The sequence below is a fragment of the Actinomadura graeca genome (assembly GCF_019175365.1).
In the GTDB taxonomy this organism is placed as follows: domain Bacteria; phylum Actinomycetota; class Actinomycetes; order Streptosporangiales; family Streptosporangiaceae; genus Spirillospora; species Spirillospora graeca.
Genome location: NZ_CP059572.1, coordinates 5,183,178 through 5,197,801, shown reverse-complemented (window position 1 = coordinate 5,197,801; position 14,624 = coordinate 5,183,178). Strand labels below are relative to the sequence as shown.

The 14,624-nt window shown below is 70.9% G+C and carries 14 protein-coding genes; 7 read left to right on the top strand and 7 right to left on the bottom strand.

Going from position 1 to position 14,624, the window contains the following annotated elements:
• Nucleotides 1–133 precede the first annotated feature (133 nt).
• Nucleotides 134–877: an IclR family transcriptional regulator gene (locus AGRA3207_RS23060; protein ID WP_231329128.1), complete on the bottom strand. Its 744-nt coding sequence runs from the start codon at nt 875–877 to the stop codon at nt 134–136.
• Between the two features lie 48 nt (nt 878–925).
• On the opposite strand from AGRA3207_RS23060, the gene AGRA3207_RS23055 reads away from it, so the two are divergent.
• The 7 genes from AGRA3207_RS23055 to mdlC all read left to right on the top strand — a co-directional run bounded on the left by AGRA3207_RS23055 (nt 926) and on the right by mdlC (nt 9,195).
• The gene (locus AGRA3207_RS23055) at nt 926–2,056 is read left to right on the top strand and encodes a cupin domain-containing protein (RefSeq protein ID WP_231329127.1); all 1,131 of its coding nucleotides are present in this window, start codon (nt 926–928) and stop codon (nt 2,054–2,056) included.
• Between the two features lie 5 nt (nt 2,057–2,061).
• Nucleotides 2,062–2,889, top strand: a complete 828-nt coding sequence (locus tag AGRA3207_RS23050) for a fumarylacetoacetate hydrolase family protein (protein WP_231329126.1) — start codon at nt 2,062–2,064, stop codon at nt 2,887–2,889.
• Nucleotides 2,890–2,918: 29 nt separating this feature from the next.
• Nucleotides 2,919–3,479, top strand: a complete 561-nt coding sequence (locus AGRA3207_RS23045; protein WP_231329125.1) for a maleylpyruvate isomerase N-terminal domain-containing protein — start codon at nt 2,919–2,921, stop codon at nt 3,477–3,479.
• Between the two features lie 77 nt (nt 3,480–3,556).
• The gene (locus tag AGRA3207_RS23040; RefSeq protein WP_231329124.1) at nt 3,557–4,999 is read left to right on the top strand and encodes an aldehyde dehydrogenase family protein; all 1,443 of its coding nucleotides are present in this window, start codon (nt 3,557–3,559) and stop codon (nt 4,997–4,999) included.
• 34 nt (nt 5,000–5,033) lie between these two features.
• Nucleotides 5,034–6,422: an MFS transporter gene (locus tag AGRA3207_RS23035; RefSeq protein WP_231329123.1), complete on the top strand. Its 1,389-nt coding sequence runs from the start codon at nt 5,034–5,036 to the stop codon at nt 6,420–6,422.
• The gene (locus AGRA3207_RS23030; RefSeq protein ID WP_231329122.1) at nt 6,419–7,624 is read left to right on the top strand and encodes an alpha-hydroxy acid oxidase; all 1,206 of its coding nucleotides are present in this window, start codon (nt 6,419–6,421) and stop codon (nt 7,622–7,624) included. Before AGRA3207_RS23035 ends, AGRA3207_RS23030 begins: the two co-directional genes overlap by 4 nt.
• Nucleotides 7,621–9,195, top strand: coding sequence for a benzoylformate decarboxylase (gene mdlC / locus AGRA3207_RS23025; protein ID WP_231329121.1), 1,575 nt, complete (start codon nt 7,621–7,623; stop codon nt 9,193–9,195). Before AGRA3207_RS23030 ends, mdlC begins: the two co-directional genes overlap by 4 nt.
• A 74-nt stretch (nt 9,196–9,269) precedes the next feature.
• Here mdlC and AGRA3207_RS23020 read toward each other — a convergent pair whose 3' ends face one another.
• From AGRA3207_RS23020 to AGRA3207_RS23000, 6 genes are all read right to left on the bottom strand, one after another.
• Nucleotides 9,270–10,085 (bottom strand): ABC transporter ATP-binding protein, encoded by an 816-nt coding sequence (locus tag AGRA3207_RS23020; RefSeq protein ID WP_231329120.1) that lies wholly within the window; start codon nt 10,083–10,085, stop codon nt 9,270–9,272.
• The gene (locus tag AGRA3207_RS23015) at nt 10,082–10,906 is read right to left on the bottom strand and encodes an ABC transporter permease (RefSeq protein WP_231329119.1); all 825 of its coding nucleotides are present in this window, start codon (nt 10,904–10,906) and stop codon (nt 10,082–10,084) included. Before AGRA3207_RS23015 ends, AGRA3207_RS23020 begins: the two co-directional genes overlap by 4 nt.
• A 13-nt stretch (nt 10,907–10,919) precedes the next feature.
• Nucleotides 10,920–11,762: an ABC transporter permease gene (locus AGRA3207_RS23010; RefSeq protein ID WP_231329118.1), complete on the bottom strand. Its 843-nt coding sequence runs from the start codon at nt 11,760–11,762 to the stop codon at nt 10,920–10,922.
• A 9-nt stretch (nt 11,763–11,771) separates the two neighbouring features.
• Nucleotides 11,772–12,782: an ABC transporter substrate-binding protein gene (locus tag AGRA3207_RS23005; protein WP_231329117.1), complete on the bottom strand. Its 1,011-nt coding sequence runs from the start codon at nt 12,780–12,782 to the stop codon at nt 11,772–11,774.
• A 14-nt stretch (nt 12,783–12,796) separates the two neighbouring features.
• Nucleotides 12,797–12,919: a hypothetical protein gene (locus AGRA3207_RS39895; RefSeq protein WP_273699709.1), complete on the bottom strand. Its 123-nt coding sequence runs from the start codon at nt 12,917–12,919 to the stop codon at nt 12,797–12,799.
• Nucleotides 12,920–13,192: 273 nt separating this feature from the next.
• Nucleotides 13,193–14,506 (bottom strand): hypothetical protein, encoded by a 1,314-nt coding sequence (locus AGRA3207_RS23000; RefSeq protein ID WP_231329116.1) that lies wholly within the window; start codon nt 14,504–14,506, stop codon nt 13,193–13,195.
• Between the last annotated feature and the right edge of the window lie 118 nt (nt 14,507–14,624).

Genomic DNA, 14,624 nt, shown 5'->3' with positions numbered 1-14,624 from the left:
CGCGTCGCTCCCGCAGGGTCGGCTCGGAATTTTTTTTCCCGGGTGGTGGGCGAGCCGTCGGTCGGCTGACGGTGGACGTTCTGCCGGTCTCGCGTTCGGGCACGTGCATCCGGTCTGTGTTGGTCTCGGGGGTTCAGGGTGAGGGCGAGAAGGTGGACTCGATGCGGGCGGCCGCTGTTTTGAGGGGGCGTACCCAGTCGTGGACGAGGGTGGGGCGGAAGCGGACGCTTGGCAGGGCGACGGCTATCGCGGCCACGGCGGTGCCTTGCTCGTTGTGCAGTGCCACTCCTAGGGCCGTGAGGCCGGTTTCGGTGTGCTGGTCGTTGACCGCGAAACCGTTGGCGCGGACGCCGTTGAGTTCGCGTTGGAGCCGGTTTCGCTGATCACGGTCCAGTGATTCGTACACGGGCTCCAGGTCGGCGTCGGCCCGTTCGGCCAGGATCGCCTTCCCGCCTGACGCCAGGTGAATGGGCAGGCTCTGGCCGGCACGGTCGCCGACGCGCAGGGCCCGGTCGCACTCGACGGTGGCGATGATCTGCACCTCGGTGTGGGAGGGGACGAACAGCTGGGCCGTCTCACCGGCCGTCTCGACCAGCCAGCGCAGGTGCGGCAGTGCCCGGCGGCGCAGCAGGACGGTCGGCGCGGTGGTCTGTTCGGCCGGGCGCAGGCGGGGGCCCGGCAGGTAGGAGCGGTCGGGTGCCTGGATGGCGAAGTCCCGGTAGACGAGCATGGCCAGGAGGCGATGCGCCGTCGATGGGGAGATCGTGAGCCGCTCGGCGGCGTCGGTCACCCGGAGGACGCCCTCCTGCTGGAGCAGGGACGCCAGATGCAGCGCGCGGTCCACCGAACCGAGGCTGTACGGCGGCTTGTTCTTCATAGTGGAAAAGGCTATCCCAGATAATGAACGGTCCATCATTCTCGGGCCATGACGGCCTCAATGGAATCGATGGAGTCGCCCATCTCGATCACGCGGCGGGAGACGGCGGGTCAACCGCCGCTGACCGCCGAGCTCCATCGCCTGTACGACGGGATGGAGCGCGGGCTGCTCGTCCCGCTGTGGACCGAGATCGGTGATCTGATGCCCGTCAGCCCGGTCTCCGCGGCTCGCCCGCACAGGTGGTCATGGACGGCGCTGATGGCGATGGCGCGCCAGGCGGGCAGGCTCGTCCCTGTCGGCCGCGGCGGTGAGCGGCGGGCGCTGGCGTTGGCGAATCCGGGGCTCGGGGGGCGGCCGTTCGCGACGCCGACGCTCTGGGCGGCCGTGCAATACCTCAACGCCGGTGAGCACGCGCCGGTGCACCGGCACACCCAGAACGCGTTCCGCTTCGTCGTCGAGGGGGAAGGGGTGTGGACGGTCGTCAACGGGGATCCGGTGGCGATGCGCCGGGGCGACTTTTTGCCTCAGGCGGGCTGGAACTGGCATGGGCATCTCAACCTGAGCGAAGCGCCGATGGCGTGGATCGACGGTCTGGACATCCCGTTCTCCTACCAGATCGAGTCGACTTTCTTCGAATACGGCCCGGATTCGGTGGACGCCCAGGAGACGCCCGATCGCTCCCGCTCGGAGCGGCTCTGGGGGCACCCGGGCCTGCAGCCGGTGACCCAGGTGGCGCCCACGGCGTCGTCGCCGTTGCTGGCCTACCGGTGGGAGGTGACCGACCGTGCCCTGGACGAGCAGCTCCGGCTTGAGGACGAGGGCCATCCGGTCACTCTCGCGCCGGGGCATGCCGCGGTCCGCTACGTCGACCCGTCCACGGGGGGTGACGTGCTGTCGACGGTCCGCGCCGAGTTCCACCGGCTGCGCCCGGATACGGCGACGCCGGCGCGGCGCGCGGTCGGGTCGTCGGTCTATCAGGTGTTCGAGGGGACCGCGTCGGTCACCGTGGGCGATGCCAGGTGGGACGTCGAGCGCGGTGACCTGTTCGTGGTGCCCTCGTGGCAGGCGCTGACCGTCACGACCGGTGAGGGCGTCGACCTCTTCACCTATTCGGACGCCCCGATCTTCGAGCGGCTCGGACGGTTCCGCAGCGAGACGGCGGGGGGTGCGGAGCGATGAGGCTGATGACGCTTCGGCGCGCCGACGGGACCACGGCCGCGGCACGGCTGGACGGGGACGAGTACGTCCTGCTCGACGACCCGGACGTCGGTTCCCTGCTCGCCCGGGAGGACTGGCGGGAGCACGCGCGGCGCTCGGCCGGCCCCCGGGGGACGCTGGTGGACGCCGATCCGGCTCCGGTGGTGCCCCGTCCCGGCAAGATCGTCTGCGTCGGGTTGAACTACCGTTCCCACATCCTGGAGATGGGCCGGCCGCTGCCCGAGCATCCGACGCTGTTCGCGAAGTTCGCGGACGCGCTGGTCGGGCCCGCGGACCCGGTCGAGCTGCCCCCCGAATCCGAGGCGATGGACTGGGAGGCCGAGCTGGCCGTCGTGATCGGCGGCACCGTCCGCCGCGCGACCCCCGCCATGGCCGAGCAGGCCATCGCGGGCTTCACGGTGATGAACGACATCACCCTGCGGGACTGGCAGTTCCGCACCCGGGAGTGGCTCCAGGGCAAGACCTTTGAGGCGACCACGCCACTGGGCCCGCAGCTCGTCACACCGGACGACCTCCCGGGCGGGACCCGGCCGTCCCTGACCATCTCGACGACGGTGGACGGCCGGACGATGCAGAAGGCCGACACCGCTGACCTGGTCTTCGATCCTGTATGGCTCGTGCGGTACGTCTCGGCGATCGTGACGCTGCGTCCTGGCGACATCATCGCGACGGGCACCCCCGGCGGTGTCGGGCACGCCCGCACGCCTCCGGTCTACCTCGCGCCGGGCCAGCGCGTCGTCACCCGGATCGACCGGATCGGACGGCTGGACAACCAGATCGTGAGCGCGCGGTGACCGGCAGGCCCGCGCGGTGGTGTGCCTGGATGGAGGAGGGCACGGAACGCTTCCTGGAGGCCGTCGACGACCGGGACTTCGGTGCCCCGAGCCGGCTGCCGGGGTGGAGCGTCGCCCACGTGGTGGCCCACGTCCACTACAACGCACAGGCCCTCACCCGCCTCGCCCGGTGGGCCGCGACCGGTGTCGAGTCCCGCATGTACGACTCCCCGCGGCAGCGTGCCGCCGAGATCGAAACCGGCGCCCGGCTGCCCGCGCGGACGCTGCGCGAGCTGGTGAGGAGCAGCGCCGTCGAGCTGGAAGCCGCCCTCGCCTCGCTCAGCGACGAGAACTGGCGGGCCGAGGTCGTCACCGCGCAGGGGCGGACCGTGCCGGCCACCGAGATCCCGTGGCTGCGCGTCCGCGAGGTGGTCGTGCACACCGTCGACCTGGACGAACGGCACACCTTCGATGTCTTCCCCGAGCCCCTCGTGGAGGCGCTCGTCTCCAGCGCCGTCCGCAACCGCCTGACCCGCGGGGAGGGACCCGTCCTGGCGCTGCTGCTGACCGGCCGCGCCACAGGCGACGTGCCCCTTCCCCCCTGGCTCTGAACGCCCGGAATCCACCGGCGCCTGCTCGGCTGAGCGATCCCGCGCAGCGGCAGGGCACCACTCCTGAAAGGCCGGCCATGGCAACAGACCGTGTTGCGCCACACCTGATCAACGGCGTCCTCATCGGCTCCGGACAGCACTCCACCTCCTACAGCCCGGCGACCGGGGAGCCCCTCGGCCGGTTCGCCGACGCCGACCGGCGCCTGGGCGAGCAGGCGATCGACGCCGCGAAAACCGCGTACGACTCCACCGACTGGAGGCGGGACCGGCGGCTGCGGCACCGCGTCCTCCAGCAGCTCGCGGATCTCGTCGAGGCGCACACCGACGAGCTCGTGCACCTGCTCGCGGAGGAGAACGGGAAGACGCTCGGTGAGGCGGGTTTCGAGCTGTCGCTGACGCCGGGCAAGCTGCGCTACTACGCCGCCCTGGCGCTCACCGACGGCGGCCGCGCCGCGGAGGTGCGTCCTGGGGTGCACCTGCGGAGCGCGGCCGAGCCGGTCGGAGTGGCCGGCGTCATCGTCCCGTGGAACTCGCCCGTCGTGCTGTCGGTGCGCTCGTTCGCCCCGGCACTCGCGGCCGGGTGCACCGTCGTGATGAAGCTCGCGGGACAGACCGGGCTGGTCAACGGGCGGCTCCACGAGATCCTCGCCCAGGCCGCCGATCTACCCACGGGGGTGATCAACTCGGTCACCGAGTCCAAGGACGACGTCGCGCGGCTGCTGGTGACGAGTCCCGACGTCGCGGCGCTCAGCTACACCGGCAGCACCCGGGTGGGACGGCTCATCATGGCCGAGGCGGCCCCGACGCTGAAGCGGCTGTCGCTGGAACTGGGCGGCAAGACCCCGATGGTCGTCTTCGACGACGCCAACCTCGACGCGGCCGTGCCCGTGCTGACGGCCGCGGTGACCACCTTCGCGGGGCAGTTCTGCATGACCGGCAGCCGGATCCTCGCCCAGTCCGGCATCGCCGCCCGCCTGCGCGAGCGGCTCGCCGAGGCCCTCGGCGGCGTGCGGGTCGGACCCGGCACCGACCCCCGGAGCCAGATGGGGCCGATGATCGACGCCGCGAACGCCGCCCGTGTCGACGCCGAGGTCGACGCCGCGATCGGACGCGGCGCCAGGGCGCTGGTGAGGGGAGGACGGCCCGAGCCCGCGGCCCGCAACGGCTACTACCGTCCCACCCTGCTGGAGGTCGCCGACGCGCACGATCCGATCGTGCGGCAGGAGGTCTTCGGCCCCGTGGCGACCTTCGAGACCTTCGACACCGAAGGCCAGGCGATCGACCTGGCCAACGCGACCGAGTACGGACTCGCCGCCTCGGTGTGGACCCGGGACGTCGACCGGCCGGTGCGGGTCGGGCGGAGACTCGCCGCCGGCACCGTCTGGACCAACACCTGGGCGGTCGTGGAGGACCAGTTCGAGGAGGGCGGCTTCGGCCAGTCCGGCCTCGGCAGGCTCAACGGGCCCGGCGGGCTCGCCGAGTTCCAGGAGCACAAGACCTACGTCCACGTCGTCTCCTGATTCGACCCACCCCGCTTGACAAGGACCCGTCGCCATGACGAACCGCGTTCTCAGCACGGCCCCCTCGGCCGACCCGGCCCGTGAGGCCGTCCGAGCCTGTGTCCAGGTCACCCTCATCTGCTGGGTGATGGTGGTCATCGAGGGCTACGACCTCATCTCCTTCGGCACCGTGGTCCCCGTCCTCCTCGACGGAGGGCACGGCTTCACCAAGGGCAACATCGGCTGGGTCGCGGCCGCGGCCTTCGGCGGCGCGCTCGTGGGCGCGCTCGGCTCCGGCTGGGCGTCCGACCGCTACGGCCGCCGGCCGCTCGCGATCGCCTCGCTGACCTGCTTCACCCTCTTCACGTTCCTGTGCGGATTCGCCACCGGGCCGGTCTCGCTCGGCGCGCTGCGGTTCCTCGCCGGGATCGGCATCGGGGGCATCGTCCCGGCGGCGTCCGCCCTGACGCTCGAGTTCGCGGTGCCGGCCCGCCGCACGCTCATCTACACGATCATGCTCTCCGGCGTTCCGTTCGGCGGGGTGCTCGCCGCGCTGGTCGGCATCCCGGTGCTCGAACACCTGAGCTGGCACTGGATGTTCTTCGTCGCGCTCGGCCCGGGCGTGGCGCTCCTGCCCCTGGTGCTCGCGAAGCTGCCGGAGTCCGCGGAGTTCCTGGACGCGGCCGGACGGCACGACGAGGCGGAGCGGACCCGGCGCCGGTTCCGGCTGCCCGCACCGGCCCGTCCCGGCGCCGAAGACCGTCCCGCCGCCCAGGATCGACACGTCCACGCCGAGGATCGTCCCGGCCACGCCGAGGATCGTCCCGGCCACGCCGAGGACCGCTCCGGCGTCGCGGGCACCGGCGTCTTCGCCCCCCGTTACGTCACCGCCTCGATCGTCTTCGCCCTCGCGACGTTCTGCGGCCTGTTCACCTGGTTCGGCCTCGCGACCTGGCTGCCCGGCATCATGCGCAAGTCGGGGTACCCGCTCGGCTCGTCGCTGGTCTTCCTGCTGGTGCTGAACCTCGGCGCGGTGATCGGCTCGCTGTTCGTGGCCTCCGCGACGGACCGCTGGGGCAACCGCGGGGTCGCCATCGCCACCTACCTCACGATGACGGCCGCGCTGATGGTCATGGTGGTCAAGCTTCCGCAGCCCCCGCTCCTCGCCGCGATCGCGATCGCGGGGGTCGGCGGTCACGGCGGGCAGATCCTCATCAACGCCTACGTCAGCCGCAGCTACCCGGCGCACATGCGGGCCCGGGCCCTCGGGTGGAGCCTGGGCGCGGGCCGGTCGGGGACGATCGTCGGCCCGGTCGTCATCGGATGGATCGTCGGCGGGCGTGACCCGCTCATGGGATTCCCCACCTTCGCCGCCGTCGCACTGCTGGCCGCGCTGCTGCTCGCCGCCGTCCCCCGTACCCCCGCCTTCGACACCACGTCATGAAGGGCCTGGGAGGAAGCGCGGGAGCGTCCCGCCGCCTGGCCCGGAGCATGGTCTGCCTCGACGACGTACGCCGTCTCGCCCGCAGGCGGGTGCCGCGCATGGTGTACGACTTCATCGACGGCGGCGCCGAAGGCGAGCGCACCCTCGGGCTCAACCGGCTGGCGTTCGAGCGGCACGTGCTCAATCCGAAGGTGCTGTCCGGCGCGTCGGCCCCCTCGACGGGAGTACGGGTCGCCGGCCAGCACCTGGACATACCGGTCATGCTGGCGCCCACGGGGCTGTCGAGGCTGGCCGGCAGGAGCGGCGAGACGGCCGCCGCCCGTGCCGCCGAGCGGGCCGGGACGGTGTCCGTGGTGAGCAGCGCCTCAAGCGTCCCCGTCGAGAAGGTCGCCGCGGCGGCCTCGACGCCGCAGTGGTTCCAGCTCTACCCCTGGGGCGATTGGAGCCTGACCATGGAGCTGCTGGAACGGGCCCGCCGGGCACGATGCACGACCCTGGTGGTCACGGTCGACGTCCCCGTCACCGGATCGCGGGAGCGTGACCTGAGGAACGGCCTCACCATCCCGCCCCGTCCCACGGTCAGGACCGCGCTCGACGTCCTGCGCCGTCCACGCTGGATGCTCGGCCTGGCCACCGGGCCCCGCATCACCATGGCCAACCTGACCGGGCTGTCCCACCGGCGGAACGGGTCGGCCTCGTCCTTGGCCCGGCTCAACCTCGACCTGCTCAACCCGTCCTACGACTGGCACGACCTGGCCCGGCTACGGCGTGAGTGGCCGGGGCCCCTGTTCGTGAAAGGGATCCTCGACCCGGACGACGCGCGCAGGGCCGTCGAGACCGGGGCGGACGGCGTGATCGTTTCCAACCACGGGGGGCGGCAGGCGGACGGCGTACCGGCCTCCCTCGACGCGCTCCCCGCCATAGCCGGCGCCGTCGCGGACCGGTGCGAGGTGCTGGTCGACGGCGGGGTGCGGCGGGGAAGCGACGTACTCGTCGCCCTGGCCCTCGGCGCCAAGGCGTGCCTGATCGGCCGCCCGTGGATGTACGGGCTCGCCGCCGCGGGCGAGGCCGGGGTGGACCGTGTGCTGCACATCCTCACCACCGAGATCCGCCGCACCATGACCCTGATCGGCTGCGCCGACGTGGCGGACCTGGACCGGGGACGGCTCCGTCCGGCCCGCGCGACCTTGGAGGACGCTTGAGCGCGACGGTGCGTGACGCGGTGCGCGGCGTCCTCGCGGCCCACGGGGTGACCCGGATCTTCGGCAATCCCGGGTCGACCGAGCTGCGGTTCTTCCGGGACTGGCCCGACGGCCTCGACTACGTCATGGTGCCGCAGGAGGCCGCCGCCCTCGCGATGGCCGACGGCCATGCCCAGGCGTCGGGCACCGTGGGAGTGGTGATGGTCCACTCGGCGGCCGGTCTGGGGCACGCCCTGGGAAGCCTGTTCACCGCGGAGCGCAACGGCACCCCGATGGTGGTCATCGCCGGACAGCAAAGCCGTTCGCTGCTGACAGGCGACCCTTACCTGCACGCCCGCCGGGCCACCGAGTTCCCGCGTCCCTACGTCAAGTTCGCCGCCGAGGCGGCGCGCCCCCGCGACGTCCCGGAGGTGGTCGCCCAGGCGTTCAGGTACGCCGCCCAGCCGCCGTCGGGCCCCGTCTTCGTCTCGGTGCCCGAGGACGACTGGGACGCACCCGCCGACCACGTCCCCCACCGGCAGGTGAGCACGAGCTTGGCCCCGGCCCCCGGCGACGTGGCCAAGGTCGCGCACGCCATGGCCCAAGCCGGCGGCGCCGCCCTGGTCCTGGGCGCCAAGGTGGCCGCCGACGGGGCCCGCGACCAGGCCGTCGTCCTGGCCGAGCGCCTCGGCGTCCCGGTGTTCACCGCACCCCTGGCGTCCAGGTCGCCCTTCCCCGAGGACCATCCGCAGTTCGCCGGGTTCCTCCCACCCGTCAGTGACCGGCTCCACCGGCGGCTGGCGGACCACGACCTCGTCCTGGTGATCGGAGCCCCCGTTTTCACCTATCACATCGCCTCATCGGGGCCACCGGCCGACGACGTGACGCGCCTGATCCAGGTGGTCGACGACCCACGGCAGGCGGCCCTCGCCCACTCGGGCGACAGCCTGCTCGCATCCGCGGGAGCGTTCGTCGACGCACTCCTCTCCCGCCTTCCCGCGGTGACGGAACGTCCCCTCCCCGCTCCCGCGAAGACGCCCGCCTCCAGACCCGGAGCGCTGACCCCCGAGGACGTAATGAGGATCATCGACTCGGCATCACCGCCGGACGCCGTCATCGTCGAGGAGGCACCGACGCACCGCAACGCGATGCACGAGGGCCTGCCGATAACCGCAGGCAGGGACTTCTTCGTCGCGGCCAGCGGTGGGCTCGGCTGGGCCATGCCCGCCGCGGTCGGCATCGCCATGGCCAGGCCCGCCCGCAGGATCGTGTGCCTCATCGGCGACGGATCCTCGCTGTACTCGCCCCAGGCGCTCTGGACCGCCGCCCAGCACGGCACGGACGTCACCTTCGTGGTGCTCGACAACGGCGGGTACGCCGCGATGAAGGCGTTCGGAACCCTGCTCGGCGTCACCGACGCGCCCGGACTCGAACTCCCCGGCATCGACTTCCCGCACCTGGCCACCGCGTTCGGCGTGCCCGCCACATCCGTCGCAAACCCATCCGAGCTGGCCAAGGAGGTCGCCGACCCCACCTTGGGACCTCGCCTCGTACACGTGCCGATGACCCCCGCAGCCCGAGCCCTCTCCTGAACATCAGCCGGTCTGCGCAGCACCAGGAAAACCGCCCTGTGTGCTGGTGCCCTTTGGTGTCGGGCTTGGGTCTGCTAGGTCGCGGACGGCGTCCGGTGCCTTGGTCCGCTTTCCGTTCGAGGTCCGCGGACCCTGGTCAGCACGCGGGTGCGCAGGTCGGCGAAGCGGGCGTCGGCGCGGGTGGTGATCTGGTCGCGGGCCGCGCCCAGATCGACCTTGAGACTGTCGACGACCGTGGTCGGACGGCCGCCCAGGACGACGACGCGGTCACCGAGGTACACGGCTTCGTCGATGTCGTGGGTGACGACGATGACGGTGATGCCGAGCTCCGCGCGCAGTGCCAGCGTCAGGTCCTCCAGGTCGAAGCGGGATTGGGCGTCCACGGAGCCGAAAGGCTCGTCCATCAGCAGCACGGGCGCCTCGTAGGCGAGACCGCGGGCTATGGCGACCCGTTGCTGCATGCCGCCCGAGAGCTGCCAGGGGTACTTGTCCCCGACACCAGCGAGGCCCACGGAGACCAGACACTCGTCGGCGCGCGCGCGGCGCTCGGCCCGCTTGACGCCCATGCCCTCCAGCGGGAAGGCCACGTTGTCCCGGACCCGCATCCATGGCAGCAGTGAGCCGCGGTAGTCCTGGAACACCACCGCTATGTCGGCCAGCGGCTTGACGACCGGCCGGTCACCGTAGCGCACGGTGCCCGAGCTGGGACGGGTCAGCCCGGACAGGCAGCGCAGCAACGTGGTCTTGCCCGCGCCGGACGGGCCGACGATACAGACGAACTCTCCGGGATCGACTCGCAGTGACAGGCCCTCGATCACCCGGTGCTCGTCCACGCCACGGCCGAACGTCTTGCCGACGTCCTCCACGACGAGGCTGGATCCGCGTTTCATGATGTCGTGACCTCGTTCCGGGGCAGGGACCTGGCCCGCCGGTTGCGGGGCGGCCGCTCGTGGTACCAGCCGAGCAGGACGTATTCGGCCGCGAGAAGAAGCACGCTCAGGCCGTAGCCGAGGATGCCGATGAGCACCGTGCCCGCCCAGACCTCCGGGACGGCGAAGCCGGAGCCGCTTTGCAGGATGAAGTTCCCCAGGCCCACCGGGGAGCCGTAGATCTCGCTGACGACCATGAGGACCACCGCGATCGACAGGGCGACACGGATCCCCGCGAAGATCTGCGGCAGGGCGCCGGGCAGAACGACCTTGAGCAGCCGCAACCGCACCGGAATGCGGTAGCTCCGCGTTGTCTCGTGCACGGCCGGGTTGATGCCGTGGACGCCGCTGACGGTGTTGAGCAGGATCGGCCAGACGGAGCCGAGGGCGATCAAGAAGATCTTGGGGCCGGAGCCGATGCCGAGGGTGAGGATGATGACGGGGACGAACGCCACCGTCGGGGTCGCTCGGGCGAAATCCAGCAGAGGGGTGGTCGCCTGCCGCAGCAGTTCGGTCTCGCCGATGACGAGTCCCGCGCCGACCCCGGCGACAATGGCGATGGCCAGCCCGACCATGATGTTGCGCAGTGAGAACAGGAGGTCGGCCGCCAGCCCGTCGTGCACGAGTTCCCGCCACAGGGTGGCCAGCACGTCCGTCGCCGGTGGGAAATAGAAACTGGTGCTTCCGGCGGTGCCGAGCAGCAGCCCGGCGACGCACAGGACCGGCAGCCACAATTGCTTGAGCGCGGACGGCCAGAAAGCGCCCGATGGTCTCAGGGACATGGCTCCTCCCTCCTCAATCGGTGTGCCTCAGCCGGCGCCAGCGCAACAGCCGCATCTCGGCGAACTGGGACAGCAGGTTGATCGCGTACCCGATCGCCCCCGCGGTGAGGATGTACGCGTACGCCGACGCGGATGCGCCGCCCTGCTGCGCCTGGACGACCTCGTGGCCGATGCCGGGCAGCGTGGTGAGCACCTCGACGCCGATCGCCACGAGCACGGACGTCGTCCCCGCGAGCCGCAGACCGGTCATGATCGAGGGCGTGGCGCTGGGTAGGACCACCCTGCGGAAGCGCAGCAGTCTCGGGACGCGGTAGCCGTGGACCGTCTCAGCGATCATCGGGGGGACGGACCGGGCGCCGTACTGGGCCTGCAAGAAGAGGGGGAAGACGCAGGCCAGGAAGACGACGGTGCTCTTCATCGCCGGTGTCGATCCCAGCACGAGCAGGAAGACCGGCAGCAGCGCGATGACGGGGAACGAGCGCAGCACGTCCACGAGCAGCCGGGATGACTGTTCGGCCACCGCGTACGTGCCCGTCACCAGCCCCAGCGGGACTCCGAACACGACGGCCAGAAGAAAGCCCGTCAATGCTCCACCCAGGGTGTCCCCCACCGCCTGCCAGTACGCATCGCTGCCAAGCAGGCCGGGAAACCGCCCGAACACCGATAGCGGGCCGGGCAACGCCGTGGAGCTCACAAAACCGGCCGCCGTGATGACCGCCCAGATGAGGAGGACGGCCATTACGGCGGACAGTTGGAGCAGGAAGAGTCCGCGTCGTCCCGGACCTTTGCGTCCCTCGCGTGAGGTGAGGGACACCCGGTCGGCGGCCCTGCGCCCGCGCATTGTGGACATGGCCATGGCATCGCCCTACTGGCGTCCGCCGACGGCGGCCGAGATCTTGTCCCAGTAGAGGACGTCGTCCCTCGGCGCGCTGCTGAGAATGCCGTACTGGTGCATCTTCGTGCTCACGGTGTGCATCACCGCGGTGTTGATGCTCTTGTCGTAGTAAGAGACCGGCGCTTTGTCGAGGTAGGCGGGGGGCAGTTGGGTGTACTGCTTGTCGACCGCCCTTACTGCCTCGGGATGGGCATTGGCGTACGTGATGGCCTGGGCGACGGCGTCGGTGAACTTCTTCGCGACCGTGGCATTGGCCGACAGGTAGCTCTGTGAGGAGAAGAGGACGCCCTGGGCGATGCCGGGCAGGTCGTTCATGCCGTTACCGATCGACGTGAGCCCGGCCTGCTTTCCGGCCGCGTAGAAGGCACCGAAGGAGTAGACGGCGTCGGTCTTGCCGCTGACGGCGGCGTCGGTGAGCGAGGGGGTCGGCAGGGAGACGAACTTGACCTTGCCGGGGTCGCCGCCGTCCTTCTCCGTCAGGTACTCGACGATGAACTGGAACGTGCCACCGAGCGCTGCGAGCCCGACGGTCTTGCCCTCCAGGTCCTTGAAGGACGTGATGGAGCCGCCCTTCCTGACCAGGAGGCCATCGGTGGGGACGGTCCTCGTGGTGGCGGACGCCAGCCCGGTGACGATACGGATCGGCATGTTCTTCGCGGCGCCCTTGAGGAAGCCGGAACTGTCGGTCATCGCGAACTGGGCCTCGCCCCTGAGGACGGACGGCGCGTTCTGCGAGGTGTCCTGCGCGCCTGCCTTGATGGTCACGTCCAGGCCCGCGTTCTTGAAGTAGCCCTGCTGTTCCGCGATGTAGAGCGGTTCGAAGAGCGCGCCGGTGGAGCGCAGCACGGTGATCTTCGGCGTGCCGTCCGATGAGCTGGAGTCGGAGGCGCCCGAACCGCAGCCGGCCGCCGTGGCGAGGACGGTGAGCATGACGACGGCTGAGGAAAGGCGGCCCAGCGGGTCTCTCCGTCTCTTCGGCATGATGGTGTGCTCCTTTAGCGCTGGGGTGGGGGCTCGTGCGCGTCCACGAGCAGGCCGCGCGCCTTGGCGGCGTGATCGCCGTACGGCTCGGCGAACCGGTGCCTGGTCCAGCGCAGTCGGGTGTCGGAAACCATCATCGACCTCCCGGTCGCGACGGGCCTGCTGGGGCGCCCTGGTCCGCGGCTCGCCGTCAGGCAACGTGACTGCACCGTACTAGATCGAACGATCGATCACAAGGTTCGGGAGGCACCTCCTCCTCTCTGGTCGAGATCGCGCTCAAATTCCTGGCTGAGGTACATCTGAGCCCTCTGCAACAAAGACGGTCCGATCGTCTATAGATCAATCGATCGGACCGTCCGAGCTTCCTGTGGATCCGGCACGACTCGCCTGGCGCCGGTCGCCGACCTTGGCTACCTCGCGGCTTCGCCCGAAAGAGCCGACGTGACGGTCAGCTGACTGTCGGCCTCGCCCGTGAGGCGTGCGAGTTCCTCCGCCATCGACTCCGGGTCGTACTTCAGGATCACCCGTTGCACCTCGCGCAGGTCCGCGAACTCCGGTGGCGGCTGGTCGACGGCTTGGAAGTCGCTCTCGACCCGGCCGGCCAGCGACTCGGGGTCGGGTTCGAACGCGGCCATCGTGGCGAACGAGGGAGGCAGCTGCCCGGCCTTGCCGTGCATGCCGCGCGCGTAGGTGATGAACTCGTATGCCTCGCCATAGCGCCCGCGCACCTGGGCGACCACCTCGTCCCGCAGTGCGCAGAGGTCGCTCCATGACCGGCGGCACTCGGCGAGCTTGCGATGGGCCTGCCGTCGGTACCACCCCAGCCGGACCCGCACCAGAAGCAGATCGCGTCGTGCGTCGCCCCTGCCCTCCGCGACCGGGTCGTAGGCGGCCGCCTTGATCACGATGGCGGTGACCGCCAGGGCCATCACGAGCAGGCCGACCATCTGCATCGAGACCTTGGCCTGGCCGCCGTTCGCCTCGATCGCCCGGAACGCGCCCCACAGTCCCGTGATGAAGATGAGCGTCATCGGCAGGGCGAGCCGCATGGGCCAGGGCCACAGCCCGCAGATCCACCGCTTCAGCCCCCGGCGCTGCTCCTGCAGTGCCTCGTGCCGCCGCATCGCCCGGTAGAGGGGCGCGCCGACGAGGTGCCCGGAGACGACGAGCCCGACCGCGAGGACGAGTCCCGGAAGCGCGGTGACGATGATGTCCAGCAGGCTCGCCGACCGGTTGCCGAGGCTGATCAGCTGGAAGATCTGCATGAAGTACCAGAGGTCGAACAGCCCGGCCGAGATCACCACCGGCCAGTGGACGACCCGCAGCCAGAACGGCGGCCTCGGCTCCTCACGCGAGCCCTCGGCGCTGTGGCGCTCGGCGAGGCCGGGCAGGACGCGCCGCCCGGTGAGCGAGCGCATCCGGTTCATCCGCTCCTGGAGCGCGCCGTGACCGGAGATCACGCTGTGGCGGGCCGCGGCGAGCTCGCCTCTGCGGCGCCGGACGTCGCGGATGGCCCGGTTGCGCGCCACCAGGAGCGCGTGCGCCTCCTGGTTGTCGGTTTCGTGGGGTTCGCGTTCGGGACTCCGGTCGATGTAGTCCTGGAAACCCTTCTTCCAGCAATCGCATCCGTGCGTGCACGTGTGGTGCGACGAGGACGGGACGATCCGGCCGCTGATCGGCTCTTCGTGGCGGTCGCGCGGCTGTTTCGCCGATTCCGGCGGCAACGGCGGCTCCGGCGGTCCCGCCGATTCCGGGGGCTCCGGAGGCTCCGGAGGCGCGGGGGGCTCTGACGGTGGAACCGTCGGGTTTCCGTCGGGCTGCCGGTGCTCATGCCGGTGGCTG

Bases quoted from the DNA above. Each gene is read 5' to 3' on its own strand.
- AGRA3207_RS23060 (WP_231329128.1), bottom strand. From the start codon at position 877: ATGAAGAACAAGCCGCCGTACAGCCTCGGTTCGGTGGACCGCGCGCTG.
- AGRA3207_RS23055 (WP_231329127.1), top strand. From the start codon at position 926: ATGACGGCCTCAATGGAATCGATGGAGTCGCCCATCTCGATCACGCGG.
- AGRA3207_RS23050 (WP_231329126.1), top strand. From the start codon at position 2,062: ATGACGCTTCGGCGCGCCGACGGGACCACGGCCGCGGCACGGCTGGAC.
- AGRA3207_RS23045 (WP_231329125.1), top strand. From the start codon at position 2,919: ATGGAGGAGGGCACGGAACGCTTCCTGGAGGCCGTCGACGACCGGGAC.
- AGRA3207_RS23040 (WP_231329124.1), top strand. From the start codon at position 3,557: ATGGCAACAGACCGTGTTGCGCCACACCTGATCAACGGCGTCCTCATC.
- AGRA3207_RS23035 (WP_231329123.1), top strand. From the start codon at position 5,034: ATGACGAACCGCGTTCTCAGCACGGCCCCCTCGGCCGACCCGGCCCGT.
- AGRA3207_RS23030 (WP_231329122.1), top strand. From the start codon at position 6,419: ATGAAGGGCCTGGGAGGAAGCGCGGGAGCGTCCCGCCGCCTGGCCCGG.
- AGRA3207_RS23020 (WP_231329120.1), bottom strand. From the start codon at position 10,085: ATGAAACGCGGATCCAGCCTCGTCGTGGAGGACGTCGGCAAGACGTTC.
- AGRA3207_RS23015 (WP_231329119.1), bottom strand. From the start codon at position 10,906: ATGTCCCTGAGACCATCGGGCGCTTTCTGGCCGTCCGCGCTCAAGCAA.
- AGRA3207_RS23010 (WP_231329118.1), bottom strand. From the start codon at position 11,762: ATGGCCATGTCCACAATGCGCGGGCGCAGGGCCGCCGACCGGGTGTCC.
- AGRA3207_RS23005 (WP_231329117.1), bottom strand. From the start codon at position 12,782: ATGCCGAAGAGACGGAGAGACCCGCTGGGCCGCCTTTCCTCAGCCGTC.
- AGRA3207_RS39895 (WP_273699709.1), bottom strand. From the start codon at position 12,919: ATGATGGTTTCCGACACCCGACTGCGCTGGACCAGGCACCGGTTCGCC.